The sequence below is a fragment of the Ramlibacter monticola genome, from assembly GCF_016722785.1.
Taxonomy (GTDB): Bacteria; Pseudomonadota; Gammaproteobacteria; order Burkholderiales; family Burkholderiaceae_C; genus Ramlibacter; species Ramlibacter monticola.
On the sequence record NZ_JAEQNE010000005.1, the window covers coordinates 66,567 to 91,851 of the forward strand.

At 69.3% G+C, this 25,285-nt stretch carries 16 protein-coding genes and 1 tRNA gene; 3 read left to right on the top strand and 14 right to left on the bottom strand.

The window, feature by feature from the left end:
• Positions 1–44: 44 nt before the first annotated feature.
• The 5 genes from JJ685_RS19020 to ald all read right to left on the bottom strand — a co-directional run bounded on the left by JJ685_RS19020 (position 45) and on the right by ald (position 6,009).
• Positions 45–1,187, bottom strand: a complete 1,143-nt coding sequence (locus JJ685_RS19020) for an extracellular solute-binding protein (protein ID WP_236599123.1) — start codon at positions 1,185–1,187, stop codon at positions 45–47.
• A gap of 72 nt (positions 1,188–1,259) precedes the next feature.
• Positions 1,260–2,654, bottom strand: coding sequence for an aspartate aminotransferase family protein (locus JJ685_RS19025; RefSeq protein ID WP_201675915.1), 1,395 nt, complete (start codon positions 2,652–2,654; stop codon positions 1,260–1,262).
• A 24-nt stretch (positions 2,655–2,678) separates the two neighbouring features.
• Positions 2,679–4,067: a glutamine synthetase family protein gene (locus JJ685_RS19030; protein ID WP_201675916.1), complete on the bottom strand. Its 1,389-nt coding sequence runs from the start codon at positions 4,065–4,067 to the stop codon at positions 2,679–2,681.
• Positions 4,068–4,120: 53 nt separating this feature from the next.
• Positions 4,121–4,897 carry a gamma-glutamyl-gamma-aminobutyrate hydrolase family protein gene (locus JJ685_RS19035; protein WP_201675917.1) on the bottom strand — a complete coding sequence of 259 codons (777 nt, stop codon included), beginning with the start codon at positions 4,895–4,897 and terminating at the stop codon, positions 4,121–4,123.
• Positions 4,898–4,899: 2 nt separating this feature from the next.
• Positions 4,900–6,009, bottom strand: coding sequence for an alanine dehydrogenase (ald, locus tag JJ685_RS19040; protein WP_201675918.1), 1,110 nt, complete (start codon positions 6,007–6,009; stop codon positions 4,900–4,902).
• Between the two features lie 165 nt (positions 6,010–6,174).
• Between ald and pdxR the strand changes: the two genes are divergently transcribed.
• Positions 6,175–7,698, top strand: coding sequence for a MocR-like pyridoxine biosynthesis transcription factor PdxR (gene pdxR, locus JJ685_RS19045; RefSeq protein WP_201675919.1), 1,524 nt, complete (start codon positions 6,175–6,177; stop codon positions 7,696–7,698).
• A 3-nt stretch (positions 7,699–7,701) separates the two neighbouring features.
• Here pdxR and JJ685_RS19050 read toward each other — a convergent pair whose 3' ends face one another.
• The 5 genes from JJ685_RS19050 to JJ685_RS19070 form a co-directional block, all read right to left on the bottom strand.
• A complete protein-coding gene (locus tag JJ685_RS19050) occupies positions 7,702–9,099 on the bottom strand; it encodes a glutamine synthetase family protein (RefSeq protein WP_201675920.1) in 1,398 nt (465 codons plus the stop codon).
• Positions 9,100–9,140: 41 nt separating this feature from the next.
• On the bottom strand, positions 9,141–10,058 hold the full coding sequence (gene speB, locus JJ685_RS19055; RefSeq protein ID WP_201676234.1) for an agmatinase: 918 nt from the start codon (positions 10,056–10,058) through the stop codon (positions 9,141–9,143).
• Positions 10,059–10,354: 296 nt separating this feature from the next.
• Positions 10,355–10,431 (bottom strand) — tRNA-Arg (locus tag JJ685_RS19060).
• 62 nt (positions 10,432–10,493) lie between these two features.
• Positions 10,494–11,693: a CaiB/BaiF CoA transferase family protein gene (locus tag JJ685_RS19065; protein WP_201675921.1), complete on the bottom strand. Its 1,200-nt coding sequence runs from the start codon at positions 11,691–11,693 to the stop codon at positions 10,494–10,496.
• 68 nt (positions 11,694–11,761) lie between these two features.
• Positions 11,762–12,634, bottom strand: a complete 873-nt coding sequence (locus JJ685_RS19070) for an FAS1-like dehydratase domain-containing protein (RefSeq protein WP_201675922.1) — start codon at positions 12,632–12,634, stop codon at positions 11,762–11,764.
• Positions 12,635–12,804: 170 nt separating this feature from the next.
• Here JJ685_RS19070 and JJ685_RS19075 point away from each other — a divergent pair, with 170 nt between their 5' ends.
• Both JJ685_RS19075 and JJ685_RS19080 read left to right on the top strand, forming a co-directional pair.
• The gene (locus JJ685_RS19075) at positions 12,805–14,067 is read left to right on the top strand and encodes an MFS transporter (protein WP_201675923.1); all 1,263 of its coding nucleotides are present in this window, start codon (positions 12,805–12,807) and stop codon (positions 14,065–14,067) included.
• A 58-nt stretch (positions 14,068–14,125) separates the two neighbouring features.
• Positions 14,126–15,382: an MFS transporter gene (locus tag JJ685_RS19080; protein WP_236599124.1), complete on the top strand. Its 1,257-nt coding sequence runs from the start codon at positions 14,126–14,128 to the stop codon at positions 15,380–15,382.
• 6 nt (positions 15,383–15,388) lie between these two features.
• Here the strand turns inward: JJ685_RS19080 and JJ685_RS19085 are convergent, their stop codons facing one another.
• The 4 genes from JJ685_RS19085 to recC are packed head-to-tail and all read right to left on the bottom strand — an operon-like array spanning position 15,389 to position 25,198.
• On the bottom strand, positions 15,389–16,069 hold the full coding sequence (locus tag JJ685_RS19085) for a nitroreductase (protein WP_201675924.1): 681 nt from the start codon (positions 16,067–16,069) through the stop codon (positions 15,389–15,391).
• Complete coding sequence (recD, locus tag JJ685_RS19090; protein WP_201675925.1) at positions 16,066–18,087, bottom strand: exodeoxyribonuclease V subunit alpha; 2,022 nt, start codon at positions 18,085–18,087, stop codon at positions 16,066–16,068. The genes JJ685_RS19085 and recD overlap by 4 nt, the downstream gene beginning before the upstream one ends.
• Entirely contained in the window at positions 18,084–21,725 is a 3,642-nt protein-coding gene (recB, locus tag JJ685_RS19095; RefSeq protein WP_201675926.1) for an exodeoxyribonuclease V subunit beta, read from the bottom strand. Before recB ends, recD begins: the two co-directional genes overlap by 4 nt.
• A complete protein-coding gene (recC, locus tag JJ685_RS19100) occupies positions 21,722–25,198 on the bottom strand; it encodes an exodeoxyribonuclease V subunit gamma (RefSeq protein WP_201675927.1) in 3,477 nt (1,158 codons plus the stop codon). Before recC ends, recB begins: the two co-directional genes overlap by 4 nt.
• Positions 25,199–25,285 lie beyond the last annotated feature (87 nt).

Consider the following 25,285-nt stretch of genomic DNA (forward strand, 5'->3'; position numbering starts at 1 on the left):
CAGGAGCCGGGGATTGCCGTTTGCGCGGCAATCCCGGCGGAAGATCAAAGTCCGGTCTTGAAGGTCGTGAAGAGCCGCGTGCGCAGGCGACGGATGTCGTTACCGAGCGCTTCCGGCGGCACCATCGCCGCCATATCCGCCGGCGACATGAAGACAGCCTTGTTGCTGCTCACCTCGGGCTTCACCAGGGCATCGGCGGCACGCACCGGGCCGCGATACTTCACCTTGTTCACCATGCCGGCCTGCACTTCGGGGCGAAGGATGTAGTTGATCCACTTGTAGGCGTTCTCGACATGCGGAGCATCCGCCGGAATGGCCATGGTGTCGAAGAACAGCACGGCACCCTTCTTCGGGACCAGCGGCTGGATGTTGTTTCCGGTGCGGTTTTCCCTGGCGCGGGCGGCCGCGATGGCGATGTCGCCATTCCATCCCAGCACCATGCAGAGCGAGCCGTTGGCCAGGTCGTTGATGTAGCCGGCCGAGGAGAACAGGCCCACGGCAGGGCGGATGGTCTGCAGCAGGGCCGCTGCTTCCTTGTAGTCGGCCGGGTTCTTGCTGTATGCCGGTTTGCCCAGGTAACGCAACGCCGCGGGGAAGACCTCATCGCCGGTATCGAGGAGAGAGACACCGCAGGACTTGGCCTTGTTGACGTACTCCGGCTTGAACAGCAAATCCCAGGCGTTATCCGGCATCGGCAGATCGCCCAGGGCCGCCTTGAGCTTTTCGACGTTGATGCCGATGGTCGTGAAGCCGCCCAGCCATGGCACCAGGTACTGATTGCCAGGATCCATGGTGGCGATGTTCTGCATGAACCACGGGTCGAGATTCTTCAGGTTGGCGATCTTGCCTGGATCGAGCTTGGCGAACAGGCCGCCTTCGATCTGGATCTTGCCCCAGTTGGAAGACGGCATGACGACGTCATATCCGGTCTTGCCTGCCACCAGCTTGGCATGGAGGGTTTCGTTGGAATCGAAGTTGTCGTAACGAACCTTGATTCCGGTTTCCTTCTCGAAATTCGCAACCGTGTCCTCGCCGATGTAGTCGGACCAGTTGTAGATATTCAGGACCTTCTCTTCGGCCGCCTGGGCGGCGGGTGCGCCGAATCCGAGGGCCAGCGCACTCCCCACCAGCGCACCGCACATCGCCAAACTGAATCTCTTTTTTCTTCCGATCTTTCTGCTGAACATCGTGTAGTCTCCTCCGGGATATAGTGAATGTAGGAACGGGCGCGGATCCGGCCCCGGACTGAAAGCGCGCTCCTAGAGTTTCCCGAGGCGGCGCAACTCGTCCGCCGTCCGGTCGAGGGCGCCGCGAATGCGGCCGCACATCAAGTCGATCTCCGCGTGGCTCATGACCAGCGGCGGCGCAATGATCATTCGGTCTCCCACCGCGCGCATGATGATTCCGCCCTCGAAGCAATGGCGCCGGCACACCATGCCGACGCCGTCCTCCGCGTCGAACGGCGCGTATTCGTTGTGGGACTTGCTGCGTACCAGCACCAGGCCGGCCGTCATTCCGCAGGTTTGCGGCTCGGCCACCAGGGGGTGATCGCCCAGTTCGAGAAAGCGCTTGCGCAGGTAGGGGCCCGTATCCTCAGCGACACGCTCCACGATGCCTTCCCGCTGCATCAGCCGGATATTGGCAACGGCGACGGCGCAGGCGACCGGATGACCGGAGTAGGTGAAGCCGTGATTGAAGTCGCTTCCCCTCCCGATCAAGGCCGATGCAACGCGCTCGCCGACGGCCACGCCGCCGAGCGGCTGATAGCCTGAGGTGACCCCCTTGGCGAACGTCATCAAGTCCGGCTTGAACCCGAAATACTCGCAGCCGAACCAGCGGCCGAGGCGACCGAAACCGCAGATCACTTCATCGCTGATCAGAAGGATGTCGTACTTGCGGCAGATGCGCTCGATTTCCTGCCAATAGCCGGGCGGCGGGATGATGACCCCCCCGGCCCCCTGCACGGGCTCTCCGATGAAGGCGGCGACATTCTCGGCGCCGAGCTCCAGGATCTTGGCCTCCAGCCAACCCGCCGCTTCGCGCCCGAAGTCTTCCGGCGCCTTGCCGCGGCCCAGCGTGAAGGCATAGGGTTGCTCGATGTGCGCGATGCCCGGGATCGGGAGGTCACCTTGCTCGTGCATGTAGCTCATGCCACCGAGCGAGGCACCGGCAACCGTGCTGCCGTGATAGCCGTTCTTGCGCCCGATGATCGTCTTCTTCTTCGGCTTGCCTTCGATGTCCCAGTAGCGGCGCACCATGCGCAGGATGGTGTCGTTGCCTTCCGAACCGGAATTGGTAAAGAAGAAGTGCTCGAAGCCGGGCGGCGTCACTTCGGCGAGCAGCCCGGCGAGCTCGATCGCCGGAACCACCGAGGTATTGAAGAAGCTGTTGTAGAACGGCAGCTCACGCAGCTGCTTGGTGGCGGCCTGGATCAATTCGTGGCGGCCATAACCCATGTTCACGCACCACAGGCCGGACATGCCGTCGATGATCTGGTTGCCTTCGGAATCCCAGATATGGACCCCCTCTCCGCGCACGACGATGCGGGCTCCCTGGGCCGACAGCGCCTTGGTGTCGGTGAAGGGATGCATGTAGTGGGCCGAATCGCGGCGCTGCAATTCGCGCGTATCGGTCGTTGTTTCGTTAGCAGACACGTTGGACACCTTTGTTGGTTCGTTTCACACATGCAGGAGCAGATGCTGCCGCTCCCAGGGGCTGATGACCCGCATGAATTCCGTGTACTCGAGTTCCTTGACCGACGAATAGACTGCAATGAAGCTCCGGCCCAGGACGTCGTGCAGCGCCTTGGTTTCGCGCAGCAGGTCGATCGCCTCGTTGAGGCTGCGGGGGAGCTCGTGTTCGTGCGGGTGGTTGTAGCCGTTGCCGCGCAGTTCGGGCGATGCCTCGACGCGATTGACCATGCCCAGGTAAGTGCAGGCAAGCGTTGCGGCCATCGCAAGATAGGGATTGGCATCGGCGCCGACCACGCGGTTTTCCAGCCGTTTCGCCTTGGGCGAGGAATGGGGCACCCGGATGCCCACGGTGCGGTTGTCCCGTCCCCACTGGACATTGGTAGGCGCGGCGGTATCCCGGACCAGCCGGCGATAGGAGTTGACGTAGGGCGCCAGCAACGCCATCGTGGAAGGCAGGAACTTCTGCAGCCCGCCGATGGCCCCGCGGAACAGGCTGCTGTCGCTTCCATCGCTGTTGCTGAAGAGGTTCTCCCCGCTATCGATGTCGACCACGCTCTGGTGGATGTGCATCGCCGATCCCGGCTGGTGCGCCATCGGCTTGGCCATGAACGTGGCGTACATGTTGTGGCGCAGGGCAGCCTCGCGCACCGTCCGCTTGAAATAGAAGACGCTGTCAGCCAGTTCGAGCGGGTCACCGTGCAGGAAATTGATTTCCATCTGCCCGGTGCCGATCTCGTGGATCAGCGTGTCGATCTCCAGTTCCTGCTTGTCGCAGTACTCGTAGATGTCTTCGAACAGCGGATCGAATTCGTTGACGGCATCGATGCTGTAGGCCTGGCGGCCGGATTCGGAGCGCCCGCTTCGTCCGACCGGCGGCTCCAGCGGCTGGTTGGGGTCGGTGTTGCGCGCAAGGATGTAGAACTCGAGTTCCGGCGCTACCACCGGCTTCCAGCCGCGTTGGGCGTACAGGTCGAGAACGTGGCGCAGCACCGAACGCGGCGCGTAGGACACCAGCTTGTTGTCGACGGTGAAGCAGTCGTGAATGACCTCGGCGGTCGGATCGGACGCCCAGGGAACGATCCGGACGGTATTGGGGTCCGGCTTGAGAATAAGGTCGCTGTCGGCCTCGCTGATGATCGAGTTGAACACGTCGCTCGAGGGAACTTCGCCGGTCACCGTCATGCCGAGCACCGCTTCCGGCAAGCGCATGCCGCGCTCTTCCCGAAACTTTCCGCGCGGCAGGATCTTTCCGCGCGGAACTCCCGTCAGGTCCGGGACCAGGCACTCGATCTCGGTGACGCCGTTCTTGTTGAGCCAGGCGTCCATCTCGTTGAAGCCGATGTTTTCCCGCTCGATTCTGGCAATGTCGTCCATAGTGATCTTCCTTCCTGAACCGCCGCGGTGTGCCGGCCGGTCCATCGTCTCCGTTATCTCTTGTTCATGCGCAACTTGGCCGCGCCGCACGCAGCGCCGAAGACTTCGAACAGCACGGCGTAATCCGGGTTCTCCCCTGCGCGCCACTCGGGGTGCCACTGCACCGCGCGCTGGAACGTGTCGCTCGTCTCGACGCACAGCGCTTCAACCACGCCATCCGGCGACAGGGCTTCGACCTTGAGGCCCCGACCCACACGCGAGACCCCCTGGCCATGCAGCGAATTGACCTCCACGGCATCCCGGCCGCCGTAGATCGCCTGGAGTCTCGAGCCGGCCACCAGATTCACGCGATGGCGTTGGCCATACTGCTCGTCCAGGGACACCTCCTTGCGGACACGGTGGTCGTCGAAGCCCGGTTGGTCGTGAATTGCCTGGTGCAGGGTGCCGCCGCAATGGACGTTCAATTCCTGCATGCCGCGGCAGATGCCGAAGAAGGGGACCTGCCGCTCGATTGCCGCCGCCAGCAGCGGCAAGCTCGTCGCATCCCGCTCGGTGTCGAAATGCTCATCGACGCTGAGCACCTGGCCGTAGCGGCCAGGCTCGATGTTGGACGGCGAGCCGGTGAACAGCAGGCCGTCGATCACCGACAGCACGTCATCCACATCCTGTCGCGCCCCGATGGGCGGCACGACCAGTGGCGTGCACTGCGCAACATCGACCACCGCATCCACATACTTGCAGTCGACGCGATAGAACGGGTTTTCTCCTGCCGGCGTTTTCAGGCACGAGACAATGCCGACCACGGGACGACGTGTGGCTCGACGAATCATGCTCAATTCACCTGGTAGGGCGTGTACTTCAGGCCGAGGTCGCGGGCGACCGCTTCGTAGGTCAGCTCGCCGCGATGCACGTTGAGCCCGGCCAGCAGATGGCGATCCTCCTGGAGCGCCTTGCGATAACCCTTGTTCGCCAGCTGCACGACAAAGGGCAGGGTCGCATTGGTCAGCGCCAGGGTCGATGTCCGCGCCACTCCACCGGGCATATTGGCCACGCAGTAGTGCACGACCCCATCGACCACATAGGTGGGATTCTGGTGGGTGGTCGGCTTGCTGGTTTCGACGCAGCCACCCTGGTCGATGGCCACGTCGACGATGACGCTGCCCGGGCGCATCGCGGAAAGCATCTCGCACGAGATGAGCTTCGGTGCGGCCGCGCCCGGAATCAGCACGCCCCCGATCACCAGGTCGGTCTGCGGCAAGTGCGCCATGATGTTCTCTCGGGTCGAAACCTCGGTCAGCAGGCGCGGACCGAAATCGCTGTCGATCTGCGTGAGCCGCGGCAGGGAAACATCCATCACCGTGACCTGCGCGCCCAGGCCCATGGCCATGCGCGCCGCGTTGATTCCGACCACCCCGCCGCCCAGCACCAGGACGCGCGCAGGCGGCACACCCGGAACGCCCGGAAGCAGCACGCCGAGCCCGCCCTGGGCCTTTTCCAGGGCATGGGCGCCCGCCTGGATGGACATGCGGCCGGCAACTTCCGACATGGGCTTGAGCAGCGGCAACCCGCCGTTGCCGTCCGTGACCGTTTCGTAGGCGATGGCGACGCTGTCGGATTCCAGCAGCAGCCGGGTCTGCTCCGGGTCCGGAGCCAGATGCAGGTACGTGAACAGCACCTGACCGGGCCGAAGGCGCTTGCACTCGACCGGCTGCGGCTCCTTGACCTTGACGATCATCTCGGCCTGGTCGAACACTTCGTCGGCCGAGGGGACGATGCGCGCCCCCGCTTGCGCATACTGGGCGTCGGCAAACCCGACGCCGGCGCCGGCACCTGCTTCGACCAGCACCGAATGTCCGTGTCGTACCAGCGTTGCTGCCCCATTGGGCGTGATGCCAACGCGATACTCGTGATTCTTGATTTCCTTGGTGACGCCGACTCTCACAATGTCTCCTCTATCTAGTTATGAGCCGATTCGAGCTCTGGCGTCTTCAATGTAGGTTTGGTTTTGGCTCCCTTGATGCGCCGCTTTTTCGTGGCCCGGTGGTACCACTTTCGGCTATGCTGATACCGGCACTCCCGTGCTGCCAGCTCTCGTCACGAGACCAGAATGAATTCCCCGATTTCCGATTTGATCCTCGTCAACCTGGATGCACCTTGCCACGCGAAATTGCCCATGCATCGACGCATCTTCGAGATCGTGCGGCGCGCGATCCTCGATCGTTCGATCCAGGCAGGCACCAAGATGCCTTCGACGCGCAGCCTGTCCGTGGAGTTTGGTTGCGCCCGCAACACGATCCTGCAGGCTTTCGAACAGTTACGTGCCGAAGGCTTCATCGAGGCCCACACCGGCAGCGGCAGTTATGTCGCAGACACCCGGCCCTCCCACGGCAACACCGCGACGCGACGCAAGGTGCACACGCCGCGCGAACTCTCGGCGCGCGGCAAGCGGCTGACGCAGTTCCCGTCGCGGCAACATTTCGAGATCGAAGGATTGGTGCCGGAAGTCGATGGCTTCTTTCAGTTTCCCCACAAGCTGTGGCAGAAGCTGCAAACCCGCCACTGGCGCGCGCCCGATCAAAGCTTTCTCGACTACTCGCGCACCGGCGGCCATACGGGCTTGCGTGAGGCGCTGGCCGACCATTTGCGCCTGGCACGCTCGGTTCGCATCGACCCGGAGCAGATCCTGATCACTGCCGGCACGCAGCAATCGCTCGACCTGTGCTCCCGCTTGCTATGTGATGCCGGGGACCCGATCTGGATGGAGAACCCGGGCTTCTGGGGAGCGCATCGCATCTTCTCGGCCAATGAATTCAAGATCCGGCCCATCGCGGTCGACGACGAGGGGATCAACCCCTCGGAAGCCGACCTGGCAACCCGGCCGAGAATGATCTACGTGACGCCTTCGCATCAGTATCCGACCGATGTCGTGATGAGCCTGGCAAGGCGGCGGCTTCTGGTCGATTTCGCCTCCCGCCACGGCGCCTGGATCCTGGAAGACGACTACGACGCCGAGTTCCGCTACAACGGAAAGCCGCTCGCCTCGCTGCAGGGACTCGACGACCAGAACCGTGTCCTTTACCTGGGCACCTTCTCCAAGGTGCTCTACCCCGGGATCCGGATCGGCTATATCGCCGTACCCGAAGACCTGCTGGAGGGATTTCGCATCGGCTTGTCCGATGTGCAGCGTCCTGGCCAGATCGCGGTGCAGGCAGCTCTCGCGGACTTCATCCGCGAGGGCCATTTCGCCAGCCACATCCGCAATCTGCGCAATCGCTACGGACAGTCCCGGGCGATCCTGCAGTACACGCTGCAAAAGTTTCTCGACCCGGCGGCGCGACTGTCGCAGGCCGACACGGGCTTGCACATGGTCATCCACTTGCCGGACGACTGCGACGACGTCGAGATCGCGGTTGCCGCAGGACGGAAGAAACTCGCCGTCAAACCCCTTTCCGGCTATTACTTCGCGCCGCCTGCCTCGCGCGGCCTGGTGGTCGGCTACGGCTACACGCCGCTGGAGGCGCTTGCACCCGCCGCGAAGATCCTGGCCAACCTGGTCAATGGCAGCATAGGGAAGTCAGGCAAGATCCTCGCCGACCCCGTCCCGCGAGAATCGTGGGCGGCCTGCGACTAAGGCTCAGGCAAGCTCGATCAGGTGGTTCAAGTCCCACTCGCGACGCGGATCGGCCAGAGCCTGCCGTTCCGCGTGCTCGTGGCGCTTGACTGCGACGTACAAATCCACGAGGGGATCGCCCAGCCACTTTCGCAGGGCGCCATCCGCCTCGAGTGCAGCCAGTGCCTCCGGCAGCGACCGCGGCAGCGCGCTCGCTTCGTGCTGGCCTGCCAGCGGCAAGCGTTCGGCGTTCAGCCCGGCCAGTCCCATGGCCAGTGTCGCGGCGACCGTGAGGTAAGGGTTGGCATCGCCGCCGGGCAGCCGGTTTTCGACTCGGCGGCCGGGGCCACTGGAAGCCGGAATGCGGAATGCCGCGTGCCGGTCGTCGTCGCCCCAGTTGGCATGCGTGGGCGAGGCGTCGTTCATGACGATGCGGTCGAACGCCATGTCGTATGGCGCGAAGATCGCCATCGCGCCGCGCGCGTGGGACTGCAGGCCAGCGATGTAGTGCATCAAGGCCGACGTGGATGCGCCTTGCGGCGTGGCGAACAGATGCGGCCACGCCTCTCCGCTGCGCTGGACGCTGAAATGCCAGTGCATGCCCGTACCCGGCTGGTCCAGGAAAGGCTTTGCCGCGAAACTGGCCAGGAATCCATGACGCGCGGCAATCTCGCGGGCCAGGCGCTTGAAACGGAACACCGCATCCGCCATGGCCAGCGGTTTTCCGGGGTAGAAGTTCACCTCGTATTGAGTGAAGGCGGCTTCGTGCTGATAGCCGGCCAGCGGGATGGTCAATGCCTCGGCGGCGGCATACAAGTCGTCGAAGAAGGGCTCGAAGTGGGCGAGACGTTCGAGCGAATATTGTTCGCAGGCCGCCTCGCGTGCGGGAGCGCCAGGACGGGCGCGGGCACCGCAAAGCCGAATCCCGTCGCCCCCTTCTTCGCGCTGAAGGAGGAACATTTCCAGCTCCGGCGCGACACTGGCCTCGAGCCCCTGGCTCTCGTAAGCTGCCACCACGCGGCGCAACGCTGCACGCGGCGACAGTTCGCTCGCATCGACTTCCCGTTCGTAGCGCGACGAGAACCAGCGGCCGGTCGGCTCGCAAATGACCGTAGCCTCGTTGCGCCGCCCCGGGCGCGGTGCGAGCGTTGCCAGGTCGGGCAAGGCGTGCATGTCGCCATAGCCCTTGGGCAAGACGCTTCCGAAAAGATCCATCGGAGCACCGCCGGTGGTGCTCATCCCGAACAGCACCGAGGGCATTTTGCAACCCCCGGCAGAAATCAGGTCTGCGGTGGGCACGATCTTGCCGCGCGCGATGGCGGTGAAGTCGCCCAGCGCGCATTCGACGGATCGAACTCCGGTCGACTCCAGCTCAGCTCGCAGCGCTTCACTGTCCAGGGTGAGTGGAACGATGTCTGCCATCGTACGGTGATCTTGATTCATAGGTCCTGATACCACGCGCATCAACCGGGTCGATGCGCCAAACGGCCGCACAAGTAGGTCCAGACGAAAGTGGCTGCCGCCGCGCTCGTCATCTCGCCATGGTCGTGAGGCGGGCAGACCTCGACGCAATCCATGCCGACCCAATTGAGTCCCGCCAGCTCCTCGATGAGCGTCAACACCTGGTTGCTGGTGAGCCCCCCCGGTTCGGGCGTGCCCGTGCCGGGAGCGAAGGCAGGGTCGAGACAGTCGATGTCGAGGGTCAGGTAAACCGGCGGATGACCGGCGGATTTCATGCGCTGCCGGATTTCATCGCAGACCCCCGCGAGTTGATTCGGGCTTTCGCAGCCCCGCAATTCGCGAGCGGTAAACACGCGTCCGCCCAGCCGGGTCACGTGCTCGCGGGCATCCTTGACCGCTGCCGAGCGGATGCCGACCTGCACGGTGGCCTGCGGCAGCAGCAATCCTTCCTGCAAGGCCTGGTAGGTCCAGGTGCCATGGCCTGCCGGCTCGCCGAAATGATCGCTCCAGGTGTCGCAGTGGGCATCGAAATGGACGATCGCGAGCGGTCGGCCGTGGTGGCGGGCATAGGCGCGCAACAACGACAGCGTCACCGAGTGATCACCTCCGACCCAGACCATGTGATGTCTCGACAGAAGCGAAGCGGCCTGCTCCTCGATCGCCGCCTGCGCCGCGACCAGGCTCGTGTTCGGCAGATGAAGGTCGCCGACATCGGTCAGCGTGTAGCTCGGACTGACATCGAAATGCGGATGCGTGGCATCGCACATCATCAGGCTCGCGCGACGGATCGCCTCGGGCGCGAAACGTGCGCCGGGGCGGTTCGTGACGGCGCCGTCGTAGGGGATACCGGCAAAGGCGAAACGGCGCGGCTGCTCGCGAGGTACGCCCAGGAAACTGTTGTGCGATTGGTAAGGAAACATGCCAGGAAGGGCCGAGATGCCGGACGCGTGCACTTGGCAGACACCCAGATTGCAGCAGGAATTCGATCCCGAGTCGCCAAGATACAGAAGCCAGGGATTTGCGCCAGAGCCACTTCGACACCGTCTTCCAGTACCACTCGCCAGTGGTGACGCTCGTGCCGAATGAGCCTGAAGCGGACGTCGGCCGCACCAGCCTGCGCGCGGCACCGACAAGGGTGCTGTGTCGTCCGCGCCACCCCCAGCGCCGAAAAGAAAAACGGGCTAGCCCCTTGTGAGAGCTAACCCGTTGATTTTATTGGCGCGGCTGGCAGGATTCGAACCCACGACCCCTTGGTTCGTAGCCAAGTACTCTATCCAACTGAGCTACAGCCGCGAAGCCTCAGATTATAGCAGCACTTTTGGCGCCCTTCCCGGCCGTACCAAATATCTTCGCATTCACACCGCGCCGGCCGCCCGGAGGCGGGCGATGGCAGGGGCGTCGCGACCGAGTTCCATCAGGATCGCCTCGGTGTGCTGTCCCACGGCGGGGATCGCGTCCATGCGGTAGTCGAAGCTGCTGTGCACGCCCGGCGGCAGCAACGCCGCCAGCGGCCCCATGGGGGAATCGACCTGCGCGATGCGGCCGCGGGCGCGCAGTTGCGGATGCTCCCACAGCTCGCCCACCGTGTTGACCCGCGCATTGGCGATCTGCGCCTCGTCGAGGCGGTCCATCACCTGCTGCGCGCTCAGGTGCCCGAAGGCTTCGAGGATGATCGCCTTCAGCGCGTCGCGGTGCCGGTTGCGCTGCGAGTTGCTATCGAAGCGCGGGTCGACCGCCAGCTCCGGCTGCTGCAGCACCCGCTCGCAGAAGGCCTTCCACTCGCGCTCGTTCTGCAGCCCCAGCATCACGGTCTTGCCGTCGCCGGCGGCGAAAGGGCCGTAGGGATAGATGGTGGCGTGGGCGGCGCCGCTGCGCGGCGGCGGCGTGGCGCCCTCGTAGGCGTAGTACATGGGAAAACCCATCCACTCGCCCAGCGCCTCGAGCATCGAGACCTCGACGTGCGAGCCCTCGCCCGTCTGCTGCCGCTGCAGCAGCGCGGCCAGCACGCCGGTGTACGCATACATGCCGGCCGCGATGTCCGCAATGGAGATGCCCGCCTTGCACGGCTCCTCCGGCGTGCCGGTGACGGAGAGGAAGCCCGCCTCGCTCTGGATCAGGAGGTCGTAGGCCTTGCGGTCGCGGTGCGGGCCGTCGTTGCCGTAGCCGGAGATGTCGCACACCACCAGCCGCGGGCAGGAGGGCGCGAGCTGCGCATGCGAGAGGCCCATGCGTTCGGCCGCGCCGGGCGCGAGGTTCTGGACCAGCACGTCGGCGCGCGCCAGCAGCTCCCGCAGCACCTGCATGGCCTGCGGCTGCTTCAGGTCCAGCGTGAGGCTTTCCTTCGAGCGGTTGACCCACACGAAGTGCGACGAGAGGCCCTGCGCGCGGTCGTCGTAGGCGCGCGCGAAATCGCCGCTGCCGGGACGCTCCACCTTGATCACGCGCGCGCCCAGGTCGGCGAGCTGCCGCGTGCAGAAGGGCGCGGCGATCGCGTGCTCGAGCGACACGACCGTCACGCCCTCCAGCGGCCGGCGCGCCGCTTTCCCGGCCCCCACGCTGGTCACTTCGTGTACTGCGCTGCCCCCCGAGGGGGCTTTCGCGCCTTCGGGCGGCCGTGCGGCGCTCACGCGAACTGCGCCTCCGCCTGCATGGTGAGCCAGCCTTCATGGTCCTGCGCCCACAGCTGCGCGCCGCGCCCGTCCTCCGACGGCTTGCCGTTCACGCGGAAGGCATGCAGGTCGAAGGTGGGGCGGACGGCGCGGAAGGCGAAGCTGCGCAGGGTGGCGTCCGGCCGCTGGCGGCGCGCCAGGTCCACCAGCAGGGTCGCGATCAGCGGCCCGTGCACGATCAGGCCCGGGTAGCCCTCCACCTCGGTGACGTAGCTGCGGTCGTAGTGGATGCGGTGGCCGTTGAAGGTCAGCGCGGAATAGCGGAACAGCAGCACCGGATCGGGCACGATCTCGCGCGACCACGGCGCGTCCGCCGGGGCGGCCTGCGGCGGGGGCGCCGGGTCGCCGGCCTGCGCGAGCGCGCGGTAGACGATGTCGTGTTCCTCCGAGAGCGCCAGCCCCTGCGCGTTGCGCACTTCGTGTCTCACCGTCACGAACACCAGGTCGCCGCTGCGGCCCGACTTGTGCGCCACCGATCCGATGCGGGAGATGCGCTCGATGCTGTCGCCCACGCGCAGCGGCGCATGCCAGCTGAGGCGGCCGCCGGCCCACATGCGGCGTGGCAGCGGCACCGGCGGCAGGAAGCCGCCGCGCCGTGCGTGGCCGTCCGGGCCGATCTCGCCGTGCCGATGGCCGGGCAGGAAGTACAGCCAGTGCCACAGCGGGGGCAGTTCCGTGCCGGCCTGCGGCAGCGGATCGTCGCGGTCCAGGGTGGCCGAGAGATTGCGCACGGGCGCGGCGGTGATCTCGTCGCGCAGCGTCTCGCTGCGGCCTTCCCAGGCGCGCAGCTCGGCCAGCTGTTCGGGGGAGAGTGCGGAGTCGGGCATCCGCCGATTAAACCAGCCTTACCGGCCGGCCTGCTCGCGGCGCGCCCCGCCCGACATGTTGACGCAGGGCAAAACCCTTGCGGGGAACCGGATTTCCGCGGCAGGCCTCACGAACAATACGCGGTCCCGTCGCCCAGGGGGGCGGTCCCAAGAAGAACTGGAGGAGCTGGATGCGTTCGGAAATCGGCACCCGTTGGTATTTCGGGTGGAACATCGTCGCGGCCGCCGCCGTGCTGACCCTGCTGTCCACCGGCATGCGCCTGGGCATGGGCCCCTACTTCCTGCCCATGGCACACGAGCTGGGGTTCAGCCGCACGCTGCTGTCGGCGATCATGGCCGGCGCCATGCTGTGCTACGGCATCGCCCTGCCGCTCGCCGGTTTCCTCGTTGCGCGCCACGGCACCCGCAAGGTGCTGCTGGCCGGCGCGGCCGCGGTCCTCGTCGCCAGCGTCTGGGCCGTGAACACCCGAGAGGCCTGGAGCTTCCTCCTGGCCTTCGGCGGCCTGCTCTCGGTGGGCCTCGCCTTCACCAGCCCGGTCGCGCTCACGCCGGTGATCAGCCGCTGGTTCGTGCGGCGCCGCGGCATGGCCCTGTTCCTCCTCGCGTCCGGTTCCATGGCGGGCATCGCGGTGGTCACGCCGCTCGCGACCCTGGCGGTCACCCTCTTCGGCTGGCGCGCCTCCCTGCTGGGCTTCGCCGTGCTGCTGGCCGCCTGCACCATCCCCGCGGCCCTGTTCGTGATCCGCGACGTGCCTCCGGTCAGCAGCGACCTGCTGCCCGAGGAAGCGCAGGCCCAGCGCACCCACGCGGCCACCCTGCCCCAGCCGCTCGAGCCCATGGAAGCCCTGCGCACCGGCACGTTCTGGAGGATCGCGTTCGGCCTGTTCTGCTGCGGCTTCAGCATGCAGCTGCTGGGAACCCACGGCATGCCCATGCTGATGGACCACGGCTTCGGCCCGTTCACCAGCTCGCTGACCGTCGGACTGGTCGGCGTCGCCGCCATCGCGGGCACGGTGCTGCTCGGAGGCATGTCGGACAGGATCCCGCGGCGCAACCTGCTCGCCGCGGTGTACGTCGTGCGCGGCCTGGGCTTCTTCGCGCTGGTGCTCGCGGGCTCGGTCCTCGAGCTCTATCTCACCGCGACCGCCATGGGGCTGGTGTGGGCCGGCGGCGCGGCGCTGTCGGCCGTCATCCTGGCCGACGCCTACGGCCCGCGGCTGGTGGGCCTCCTGTACGGGCTGGCCTATTTCGGCCACCAAGTGGGCGCCGCGCTGGCTTCCTTCCTGGGTGGCTGGGCCTACGAAAGTTTCGGTGTGCACTGGGCTGCCTTCGGCGGCTGCGGCGCGCTGCTGCTCGCCGCGGGCCTGGTGGCGCTGCAGTTGCCGCGCCGCGCGACGCACCTGATGGCCCCCAACCCCGCTGCGGCGCACTGAAGCCGCCACAATACGCCTCGACCGGGGCCGTTCACCCCCGGAGCACGAGGAGTGGAGTTTGGCTTCGGCATTCGGCAGCCGCTGGTACTTCGGCTGGAACATCGTCATCACGGCCGCCTTCCTGACCCTGCTCTCCACGGGCATGCGGCTGGGGATCGGCCCGTTCTTCCTGCCCATCGCGCACGACCTCGGCTTCAGCCGCAGCCTGCTGGCCACCATCGTGGCCGTCGGCATGCTGTGCTACGGCCTCGCGATGCCCGTCGGCGGGCACCTGATCGCCCGCTGGGGCACCCGCAGCGTGCTGCTGCTGGGCGCGGCCATCGTGGTGGCCTCGGTGCTGTGGACCGTGCTCACGCACGATCCGCTCGCCTTCCTGCTGGCCTTCGGCGTCGGCTTCTCGGTGGGGCTCGCCTTCGTCAGCCCGGTGACCCTGACCCCGGTGATCAGCCACTGGTTCACGCGCCGGCGCGGCATGGCGCTGTTCTTCCTCTCCACCGGCTCCATGGCGGGCATGGCCGTGATGACGCCCGTCACCACGCTGGCCATCGAGGCCTTCGGCTGGCGCGCCACGCTGGCCGGTTTCGCGGCGGTCTTTGCCGCGCTGACGCTGCCGGCGGCGCTGTTCGTGATCCGCGACACCGCGCCCGAGCACACCGACCTGCTGCCCGAGGAAGCGGCGGCGCAGAAAGCCCGCGCCGGCACGCTGCCGCAGAGCCTGAAGCTGCACGAGGCCATGCGCACCGCGCCGTTCTGGAAGGTCTGCTTCGGCCTGTTCTGCTGCGGCTTCAGCATGAACCTGCTGGGCACCCACGGCATGCCCATGCTGATGGACCACGGCTTCGACGCCTTCACCAGTTCCATGGGCATCGGCCTGATCGGCTTCGTCGCCATCGCGGGCACGCTGATCCTGGGGCGCGTGGCGGACCGCCTGCCGCGCCGGAACATCCTGGCCGCGATCTACTTCCTGCGCGGACTGGGCTTCTTCGCGCTGGTGGTCGTCGGCACGCATTGGGAGCTGTACGCCACCGCCACCATCGGCGGGCTGGTGTGGGCGGGCAGCATCGCCCTGTCGTCGGCGATCCTGTCGGACGTGTACGGCGTGCGCCTGGTGGGCGTCCTCTACGGCATGGCCTATATCGGCCACCAGCTCGGCGCGACGCTCAGCTCCTGGCTCGGCGGCTGGGCCTACGAGCGCTTCGGCACCCACTGGATCGCGTTCGGCACCTCGGGCGCGCTGCTGATCGCCGCCGCAGTCGTCGCGCTGCAGTTGCCGCGCCAGGGCTTCACGCTGATGGCGCCCGCGCCGGCGCGCTGAAGCGCGTCACTCGATCCACTGCACGGCCTGCGCCAGCTCCGCGCGCGCGGTGCGGAAGGCGTTGGCCGGATGCGCGGAGTCCTCGTAGCCGAAGGCGATGCCGCACACCACCTGGCGGTCCTCGGGCAGGGCCAGGCGCTCGCGCCAGAAGCCGGCGACCGCGGCCTGGGCCGCTTGCGCGATGCTCGCGACGCCCAGCGACCAGGCGGCCAGCATGAAGCCGTGGACGTAGGCGCCGCAGTCGATGGCGCCGTAGGTGCCCAGCGGCGCGTGGGTCGTGACGATGGCGACGTGGGACGCACCGAACAGCCGGTAGTTCTCCAGCCACTGGCGTTCGGAAGCGGCCTTGTCGCCGCGCTGCACGCCGGTCGCCGAGTAGAGCTGCAGGCCGCATGCGCGGCGGCGCTCCTGGTACACGCCGAGGTACTCCGCGGGAAAAGCGAGATCGGGCTGCGGCGGATGCGCGCGCGCGTGGGCCACCAGCGCCTCGCGCACGCGCGCCGTCGCTTCGTGCGACAGGACGTGCACCTGCCACGGCTGCGCGTTGCACCAGGAAGCGGTGCGCTGCGCCATCGCGAGGATGCGCTCTATGGTCTCGCGCGGCACCGGGTCGGGCCGGAAGCCGCGGCAACTGTGGCGCTCGGCCAGCAGTTGCGCCAGCACGCCGGCGCGTTCTTCGTTGGTCATGGACGGACTCCTCCTGCGGGGGCGACCTGCGGCGCGACGCCGCCCTGGCGGGTGCGGCGCTGCAGCGCGAGGTCCAGCACGGGCCTGGCGCCCGCGGGCAAGGCGAGCGTGAAACGGTCCCGGGCCCGCGTGATGCCGGTGTACACCAGCTCGCGCGTCAGCACCCGGCTCGCTTCCTGCGGCAGCAGCAGGGCCGCGTGGCCGAACTCCGAGCCCTGCGACTTGTGCACCGTCATCGCGAACACCGTCTCGACCGCCGGCAGCCGGCTCGGCAGGACCCAGCGGATCTCGCCGTCGCTGCCCTCGAAGGCCACGCGCACCAGGAAGCGCTGCGGGTCCTCGGGCACCGGCAGCGGCAGCGCGATGCCGACGTCGCCGTTCATGAGGCCCAGCGCATAGTCGTTGCGCGTGACCATCACCGGGCGGCCGGCGTACCAGCCGCTCGCGGCCGGCGTGAGCTTCTCGGCATGCAGCAGGGCCGCGATGCGTTCGTTGAGCCCTTCCACGCCATGGGGGCCGCGACGCACCGCGCAAAGCAGCTGGAAGCCGGCGTAGGCCTGCAGCACCGAGCGCGCCCAGGTGTCGAAGAGCTCCCGAGGTGCATCGGGCGGTGGCCGGCGCGCCACCCATTCGAGATAGGGACGGTGGCCCTCCAGCACCAGCCGGCGCAAGGCGGCATCGCGCGGATCGAGCTCCATCCAGGCCAGGTCGCCATGGCCCGCGTGCAGGATCTCGTGGGCCCGGGACGCGTCGCCCGCGTTCACGGCCTGCGCCAGTTGCCCGATCCCGCTGGCCGCGCCGAAGCGGAAGCTGTGGCGCAGCTTCACCACGCCCTGGTCCAGCGCCTCGCCCCGCGCGTCGACGAAGTCCGCAGGGATCCGCTCGCCGCTCAGCGCTTCGAGCCGGTCGCGCGTCCGCGGCAGGTAGTGCCCGCCGTCGGCGCGGCTGCACAGCTCGCCCAGAACGTTGCCGGCCTCTACCGAGGCGAGCTGGTCCTTGTCCCCCAGCAGCACCAGGCGCGCGCGCGCCGGCAGCGCCGCGATCACGGCGGCCATCGTCTCCAGGTCCACCATCGAGGCCTCGTCGAGCACCAGCACGTCCAGCGGCAGGGGATTGGTGGCGTCGTGACGGAAGCGTCGCGTGCCGCCGAAGCTTCCCAGCAGGCGATGCACCGTGCTCACCTCGCGGGGGATGGCCTGCCGCACCGCTTCGCCGCCCTCCAGCCGGCCGAGATGGAGCTTGTCGATCGCGCCCGAGATGGAAGCGTTGAGCCGGGCCGCGGCCTTGCCGGTCGGCGCCGCGAGGCGAATGCGCAGCCGGCGCGCGCTGCCGTCCGACGCCGACAGCGCGAGGTGCTGCAGCAGCGCGAGCAGTCGCACCACTGTGGTCGTCTTGCCGGTGCCCGGGCCACCGGTGACGATGGCAAAGTGCGAGCGCAGTGCCACGGCGCAGGCCAGCTTCTGCCAGTTCGGCGGCGGAACCTCCTGGTCGGACCGGAACAGTTCTTCGATCACCGCACGGGCGCGCTCCAGCGCATCGTCGCTCCAGGCTTCGGTGCGTGCGAGCCGCTGCTGGATCCCGGCGCGCACCGACTGCTCGTGTTCCCAGAAGCGGCGCAGGTAGAGGCGCGTGCCTTCCAGCACCAGCGGGCTCGTTCCTTGCGCGCCGCCGACGAGGCTTGCGTGAGTGAGCGCGCCCTGCCAGTCCGCCAGGCCCACGCCGCGCAGCAAGGCCGCGGGCTCGATCGTCGGCACCGGTGGCGGCGTGGCCTCCTCGGGCGGGATCGCGAGGGTCTCGGCGGGATCGCGCACCAGCCCCGCGAGGTCCAGGCACACATGGCCGCGCCCGAGCTGGTGGCTGGCGAGCGCCGCCGCCATCAGCAGCAGCGGATCGGCTTCGGGCACTTCGCGGGCGAGGAAGGCGGGGAACACCGCATCCAGTTCGCGCAGCCAGCCCGCCGCCACCCAGCTTTCCAGCTGCCGCAGGCAGGCCTCGCGGGAGCGCAGCGCCTCGTTCATGCCGCGTCCTCCTCGCCGAAGAGGCGGTCCATGGCGTCCATCAGCGCGGCCGGCGGGCGCTCCAGGTGCAGGCCCTGCGAAGGCGCGGCGTGCCCGCGCAGGAACACGTACACCGCGCCGCCGACGTGGCGCCCGTAGTCGTAGTCCGGCAGGCGGGCCCGCAGCAGCCGGTGCAGCGCGAACAGGTAGAGGCAGTACTGCAGGTCGTAGCGGTGGTGCAGCACCTCGTCGCGCATCGCCGCGACGGTGTACGCCGCATCGTCCGGCCCCAGCCAGTTCGACTTGTAGTCGGCGACGTAGTAGCGGCCTTCGTGCTCGAACACGAGGTCGATGAAGCCCTTGAGCATCCCGTTCAGGCAGTCCGGCTCCAGGCCGGCGCGCGGCATCCCTTCGAGCGTGTAGCGGCACACCAGCGCGTCGAGCGCCTGCGCCTGGACGCGGGTGGTCGCGAGCCAGAACTCCATCTCGGGCTGGAGCGCGGGCAGCTCGCGGGGCGCGACCGGCAGGGCGCCGGGCGTGAGGCGGCGCAGGTCCAGCGGCGTGGCGAGCCAGCCCGTGAGCCATGCGCGCAGCGCGTCGCGGTGCGGCGCCCAGCGCGCGGGGCGGCAGCGGCGCGCGAGCATGGCCTCCAGGTCGGCGCTCGCCGTGGCGCCGAAGCCCTGCCGACCGGCCCATTCCAGCAGGTCGTGCAGGAAGCTGCCCGCGGCGGGGCCGCGCGGGAACTCGTGCAGCGTGCCCGCCGCGGCCGGCGCAACGCCCTCCGGGCGCCGCTCCTGCGCGGATTCGAGCCAGGTCTCCTCCTGCGCGGTCTCCGCGGCACCCGCGTCGTGCTGCAGGGTCCCCGTGCTGCGCCGCAGCCGCGAGTAGCTGGCGATCCACCACGGCTCGGGCGGCCGCGCAGGCAGGGGCGGCGGCAGGGCGAGCTGCAGGGGCGGGGCCTCCGCTTCGTAGCGGTCCGCGGCGGCTTCCGGGGCCCGCGCGACGGCGATCGCGGTGCACGGCGCGAGCGTCGCCTCCAGCACCCCCTGCAGCTGTCCCGGCGCGATCGCTTCGCCGCCCGCGAGCAGGTAGCCCAGCGCGGTGCGTTCGAGATCGCCGGTGGGCGCCACGGCGATCCAGGTCGCGAAGCGCGCCCGCGTCATCGCCACGTAGAGCTTGCGCAGGTCCTCGCCCAGGCGCTCGCGGTCGGCATGCTGCAGCACTGCGTCGTCGGGGCGCAGCGACAGGTGCAGCGCGCCCTCTTCGTCGTGCCACTTGACCGGCACGTCATCGGCCTTCACCGGCCGGCAGGCGCAGGGGAAGGGCACGAAGACCAGCGGGTATTCCAGCCCCTTGGACTTGTGCACGGTCACCACCTTGAGCAGGTCGGCGTCGCTTTCGAGGCGCAGCTGCCGGTTGTCCGCGGCCACGGGGCCTTCGGCGCGCTGCTCGGCGAGGTGGCGCACCAGCGCGTGCTCGCCATCGAGCAGCATGCTGGCCTGCTGCAGCAGTTCCGCCAGGTGCAGCAGGTCCGTCAGCAGCCGTTCCTCGCCCTGCGCGATCAGGCGGCCGGGCACGTGGAAGTCGTGCAGCAGCCGGCGCAGCATCGGCAGCACGCCCTGGCGCTGCCAGCAGTCGCAGTAGGCGCGGAAGCGCTCCAGCTGCTCCTCCCAGTGCACCTCGTCGTGGTTCAGGCGGTCCAGCGCCTTCCAGTCCAGCGCCAGCAGGGCCGTCGCCAGCGCGGCGCGCACCAGCCCCCCGTCCTCCGGCGCGGCGCAGGCCTGCAGCAGGCGCTGCAGTTCGGCGGCCGCGGGGCTGCAGAAGACGTTGTCGCGGTCGGACAGGTAGACGCTGCGCACGCCGCGCTCCTGCAGCGCCTGGCGGACCGCGCGCGCCTCGCTGCCGTCGTTGACCAGCACGGCGATGTCGCGCGGGCACAGGCGCTGCAGCTTGCGGCGCTCGTCGACGAAGCCGGCCCGGCCCTGCTGCGCGAGGCGCAGCAGGCGCACGATCTCGGTGGCCGTCGCGACGGCCATCGCCTCGCGGTACTCGCCCGGACGCAGCGCCGCGCCCTCGTCATGCCACCAGCAGGTGAGCGCCGGCGCCTCCGCGTCCGCGACCCGCCAGCGCTGGTCGCGACCCTTCGCCTGCACCGGCAGGAAGGGCAGCGGGTTGTCGCCGCCCTCCTCGCGGAACAGGAAGGCGCCCTCGCCCGCGGGGCGACGTTCGGCCTGCAGGAACAGGTGGTTGACCGCACCCACCATTCCCTTCGTCGAACGGTAGTTCGTGCCCAGCGTCGCGTGCCGGCCCGCGGTGTCGCGGCGCGCTTCCAGGTAGGTGTGGATGTCGGCGCCGCGGAAGGCATAGATCGCCTGCTTCGGGTCGCCGATCAGGATCAGGGCGGTGTCGTCGCGCGCCTCGCCCGGGGCGTACACGGCGCTGAAGATGCCGTACTGCACCGGGTCCGTGTCCTGGAACTCGTCGATCAGCGCCACCGGGAACTGGCGCCGGATCAGGGCTGCGAGCCGCGGGCCGCTGTCGGGGCGCCGCAGCGCGTCGTGCAACTGCGTCAGCAGGTCGTCGAAGCCCATCTCGGCGCGGCGATGCTGCTCCGCCGCCATGCGCGCAGCGACCCAGCGCGCCGCATGCGCGAGCACCGCGTCCCTGCATTCGGGCAGGCAGGCGAGCTGCTCGCGCAACTGCTCCAGCGCGTCCAGTGCCTCGTGCTGCGGCGCCTCCTCGGGGTTCTTCCACGCCTCGCGCAGGCCCGCGCGGGTGAGCCGCCCCCACGCGGTGTCCGTGAGCTCCGGCACCGCCTGCGGGCCGGCGCACCAGTCGCGCAGCTTCTGCAGCCAGCGGTCGTAGTCCGCCTTCCTCAGCTTGCGGCCGTCCACCTTCCTCGCGGCCACCGCTGCGTCCAGCAGATGCTGCAGTTCCTCGCACCAGGCGGCCCAGGGCCCGCGCAGCGCGTCCAGTTGCTGCTCGCGCGCGAGCCGTGCGTCGCGCAGGGCCACGGCCGGCTCGGGCGCGTCCTCGAGATGCCGCGCCTGCGCCAGCAGGTTGCGCAGCGCGAAGCGCAACGCGTCGGGCGTCCTCCACCAGCCGCCGACGCAGTCGGCATCCTCGGGCGACAGGGGGTAGAAGAAGGTGCGCCAGTAGTCGCGCACCGCCTCCTGCGTCAGCTCGGTCTGGTCGGCCTCCAGCGTCTGGCTGAACAGGCTGCCGCTGTCGAAGGCGTGCTCGCGCAGCATGCGGTTGCACCAGCCGTGGATGGTGGAGACCGCGGCCTCGTCCATCCATTCGGCGGCGAGGCGCAGGCGCTGCGCGCAGGCGGGCCACTCGGCCGGCGGGTAGTCGGCACGCAGCGCCTGCAGCAGGGAATCGGCGGCGCCATCCTCGCGCAGGAAGGCGTCCGCCGCCTCGGCGAGGCGTGCGCGGATGCGGTCGCGCAACTCCTTGGTCGCCGCCTCCGTGAAGGTCACGACCAGGATCTCCGGCGGCGTCAGGGGCTGCCGGAAGGCGGCCTCGCCGCCGTGGCCCAGCACCAGTCGCAGGTACAGGGCCGCGATCGTGAAGGTCTTGCCGGTGCCGGCGCTCGCCTCGATCAGCGCACTGCCCCGCAGGGGAAAGCGCAGCGGGTCCAGCAGGGCCGGCGTCATGCGGCGTCTCCCTTGGGCGCCGCGCCCAGGTGGGCGCGCAGCGGCTGCAGCAGCGTGCTCGCCCAGTGCTCGAAGTCGGCGCCGAAGAAGGCGTCGAAGTCGGGAAAGGCGCGCGCCAGGAAGGCGTCGTAGGCGCATTCGGCTTCGTGCCCCTTGCGCGCCTCCTCGCGCGCCTTGTCGGGCGCGGGTTCGCCCTTCTCGGGCTCGGCGTGGCGCAGCCAGCCGGCGGCGGCCTCCACGCAGAAGGGGAGCGGCCGGCACATGCCTTCGCGCCACGCCTCCAGCAGGGCGTTCCACCACGCGCGTGCCGCCTGCGGCGCCAGCGGCGCCAGCGTGGCGACGCCGGCCTTGCTCACCACCAGCGTCGTGAGCGGCTGCCCCTGCAGGTGGCCGGCCACGTGCGCCACCCACTGAGGGAGCAGGCGCGCGTAGCGCCAGCGCCGCTCCCTGACGAGTCCGCTGCTCTCCAGCACGAGGCGGCAACGGGCGCCTTCGGCATTCGCGCGCAGGCCGGACAGCCAGTCCTCGAACAGCAGCGGCGGCGTGCCCTCCTGCGCGAACGCGAGCGGCTCGTCCGGCAGCGCGCGCGGCCAGTCGCGCAGCAGCTGCGTGTACCTGTCGAACAGCCGTTCCATGGGCTCGGCGAGCTCCGCCGCGACCTGGCGCGCGAAGGCGCCGTGCGGCAGCTCGCCGCGGGCGGCGAAGCGCTCCAGCCGCGACTGCAGCGCAGGCTCGCGCGCCGCCCCGGCGTCCACCGCCGCCCGCTGCACCCGGATCAATTCATCCTGCAGGCTCCAGTTCTCGAGCCCATCGAGGCCGAAGGGCTCCTGGTCCTGCGCGGCCGCGTCCTCGTCGGACAGTCGCACCGCGAGGCGGTGTTCGAAGAAGGCGCGCACGGGATTGCGCACGAAGCGGCCCAGCACGGACAGCGTCAGCCTCGGCTGCACCAGGGGAGGATCCAGCGCGGCCCCGGCCGCGGTCGGCGCCTGCCCGCCCGCGGCCCACTCGTCGGCGTAGCTGAAGAGGCGCGGGTCGCTGCCGTCGAAGTAGGCGGGATGGAAAGGCTGCAGGCGATGCTGCACGGTGAGCGCATCGACCAGCTCCCGCCCGGCCTTGGCCGCGTCCTTCGCAGCCTTCAGGCGCCAGCCGGCCGCGAGGTGGTCGCGCAGCAGGGCGACCAGCACCGAGGGCGGGCGCTCCTCGTTGTCGAGGATGCTGCGGCCGACCCAGCTGACGTGCAGGTGCTCGCGCGCCGACAGCAGCGCTTCGAGGAACAGGTAGCGGTCGTCCTCGCGCCGCGAGCGGTCGCCGGGGCGGTGCTCCAGCGCCATCAGGTCGAAGTCCATGGGCGGACGCGAGCGCGGGTAGTCGCCGTCGTTCATCCCGAGCAGCGCGATGCGCCGGAAGGGGATCGCCCGCATCGGCATCAGCGAGGCGAAGGTCACGCCGCCGGCGAAGAAGGGCTGGCGCAGGCCCGGCGGCTCCAGGCTCTGCAGCCAGTGCGCGCGCACCACGGACAGCGGCAGGGGCTGCGCGAGCTGCGCTTCCTCGCAGGCCAGCTGCCAGTCGTCCAGCACGGACTGCGCGCGCAGCAGCGTGAGGCCGTCGGTGCTGCCTTCGGCCGCCGCGAAGAAGTCGTCCAGCATCTGCTGCAGGCGCGCCACCCACACCGCCGGCGGCGCCGGCTGGTCCAGAGTCTGCCAGTGCGCCTCCAGCGTCTCGACCAGGCGCACCAGCGGCCCGAGCAGCGCGGCGTCGAGGCCGCCGACTTCGGCCAGGGGCTCGATGCCGTTCCAGGCCTCGCCCTGGCCCGCCGCATACCCCAGCAGCATGCGGCGCAGGCCGAAGCGCCAGCTGTTCTGCTCCAGGCCTTCGGGCAGCCCCAGCGAGGCGCGGTGCCGCGCATGCAGGCCCCAGCGGATGCGCGCGGCCTCCATCCAGCCGCGCAGCAGCGGCAGGTCGTCCTCGGCGATGCCGAAGCGCGCGCGCAGCGCCGGCACGTCCAGCAGGTCCAGCACTTCGCTGACCGCGATGCGTTCGCGCGGCAGGTTCAGCAGCCGTTCCAGCGCGCCGAGCAGCGGGTCCTGCTGGCGCTGGCCCTGGTCGGCGACGTTGAAGGGGATGTGGCGGCTGTCCCCGACGTCGGTGAGCCCGAAGACGGCGCGGATGTGCGGCGCGTAGGCGGACACGTCCGGCACCATCACGATCACGTCGCGCGGCCGCAGCGTGTCGTCGGCGGCGAAGGCGGCGACCAGCTGGTCGTGGAGCACCTCCACTTCGCGCTGCGGGCTGTGCACGACGTGGAACGCGATCGACGCGTCGCGGTCGGGGTCGACCTCGGGCCAGGCCGCCTGCGTTTCCTGCAGCGGCCGCAGGTCGAGGATGTCGTCCTGCAGCTGGCGCAGCACGGTGTCCGCGGGACTGCGCTCGAACAGGTCGATGCGCTGGCCGATCTCGCCGAAACGCTGGCGGTAGCTGTCGGGCCGGTCGTAATCCTCCAGCAGGCCGATGTAGTCGCGGCCCTGCTTGCCCCAGGCGGCGAGCAGCGGCTGCGTGTCCAGGTGCAGCGCCCCGGCGCCGGGTTCGGCGCGCCGGCCGGGGCGCGCCTGCTGGCGTCGGCGGCGCATCGCGTCCTGCGGGGCGACGATGCCGGACCAGTCGTGCTCGCAGGGGTTGTGCACGAACAGCAGCACCTGGCTGAAGCGGGCGAGCGCCGCCAGCGCGTCGAGCGCCTGGCGCGGCAGCGAGGAGATGCCGAACACGGCCATGCGCCGCGGCAGGCCGGCCGGCCGCGGTCCCTGCCAATCCCGCACCGCGGCGAGAAAGCGGCTGTGCACCTCGGCGCGGCCGCCGGCGGCGCCCGCGGCGCCGACGTCCTGCAGCAGCGCCTGCCACAGGCGCGGCTGCCAGCGCAGGTTGTCCGGCACCGGGATCTCGCGCGGGCCGCCCGCGAGCGTCAGCACCGCATCGCCGCGGGCCCAGCGCGCCAGCCAGTCGGCGCGGTAGACCTGGTACTGGTCGAGGAGGTCGGCGACGCGCAGCGCGAGCTGGTGCAGCTTGCGGCGGTCCTCGTCGTCCTGCAGGAAGCCCCGGAGGGGGGCGAATTCAGGCCCGTCCAGCAGCGCCGGCAGCAGCCGCATCAGGCGCCAGACCAGCCGCGGCTCGTCGAGGGGGGAGTGGGCCGGCACGGCATCGCGCCCGAGCACCGCGCGGTAGACGTCCCACAGCGCGTGCGCGGGCAGCTGGGTGCGCAGGGCCGCGGCGACGCCGATGCCGCCCTGGCCGCGGTCCGCCGCGAGCGAAAGCTTGAGCCACTGGGCGACGCCGTTGCTCTGCACCAGCACCACTTCGTCTTCGAGCGGCGCCAGCGGATGGCGCGCCGTCCACGCCACCAGCAGGTCGCGCAGGGCCTCTGGGCGGTTGCCGTGCACCACCATGAAGCCGGGAGGAAGGGACTGCGCGCGCTCGTTCATCGCCTGGACGGGCTACTTTACTTGCTCCGGCGGGCGGCTCGACGGCGCCGCGCGTGCCGCCACGACGCGTTCCGCGGCGCGGCGAAA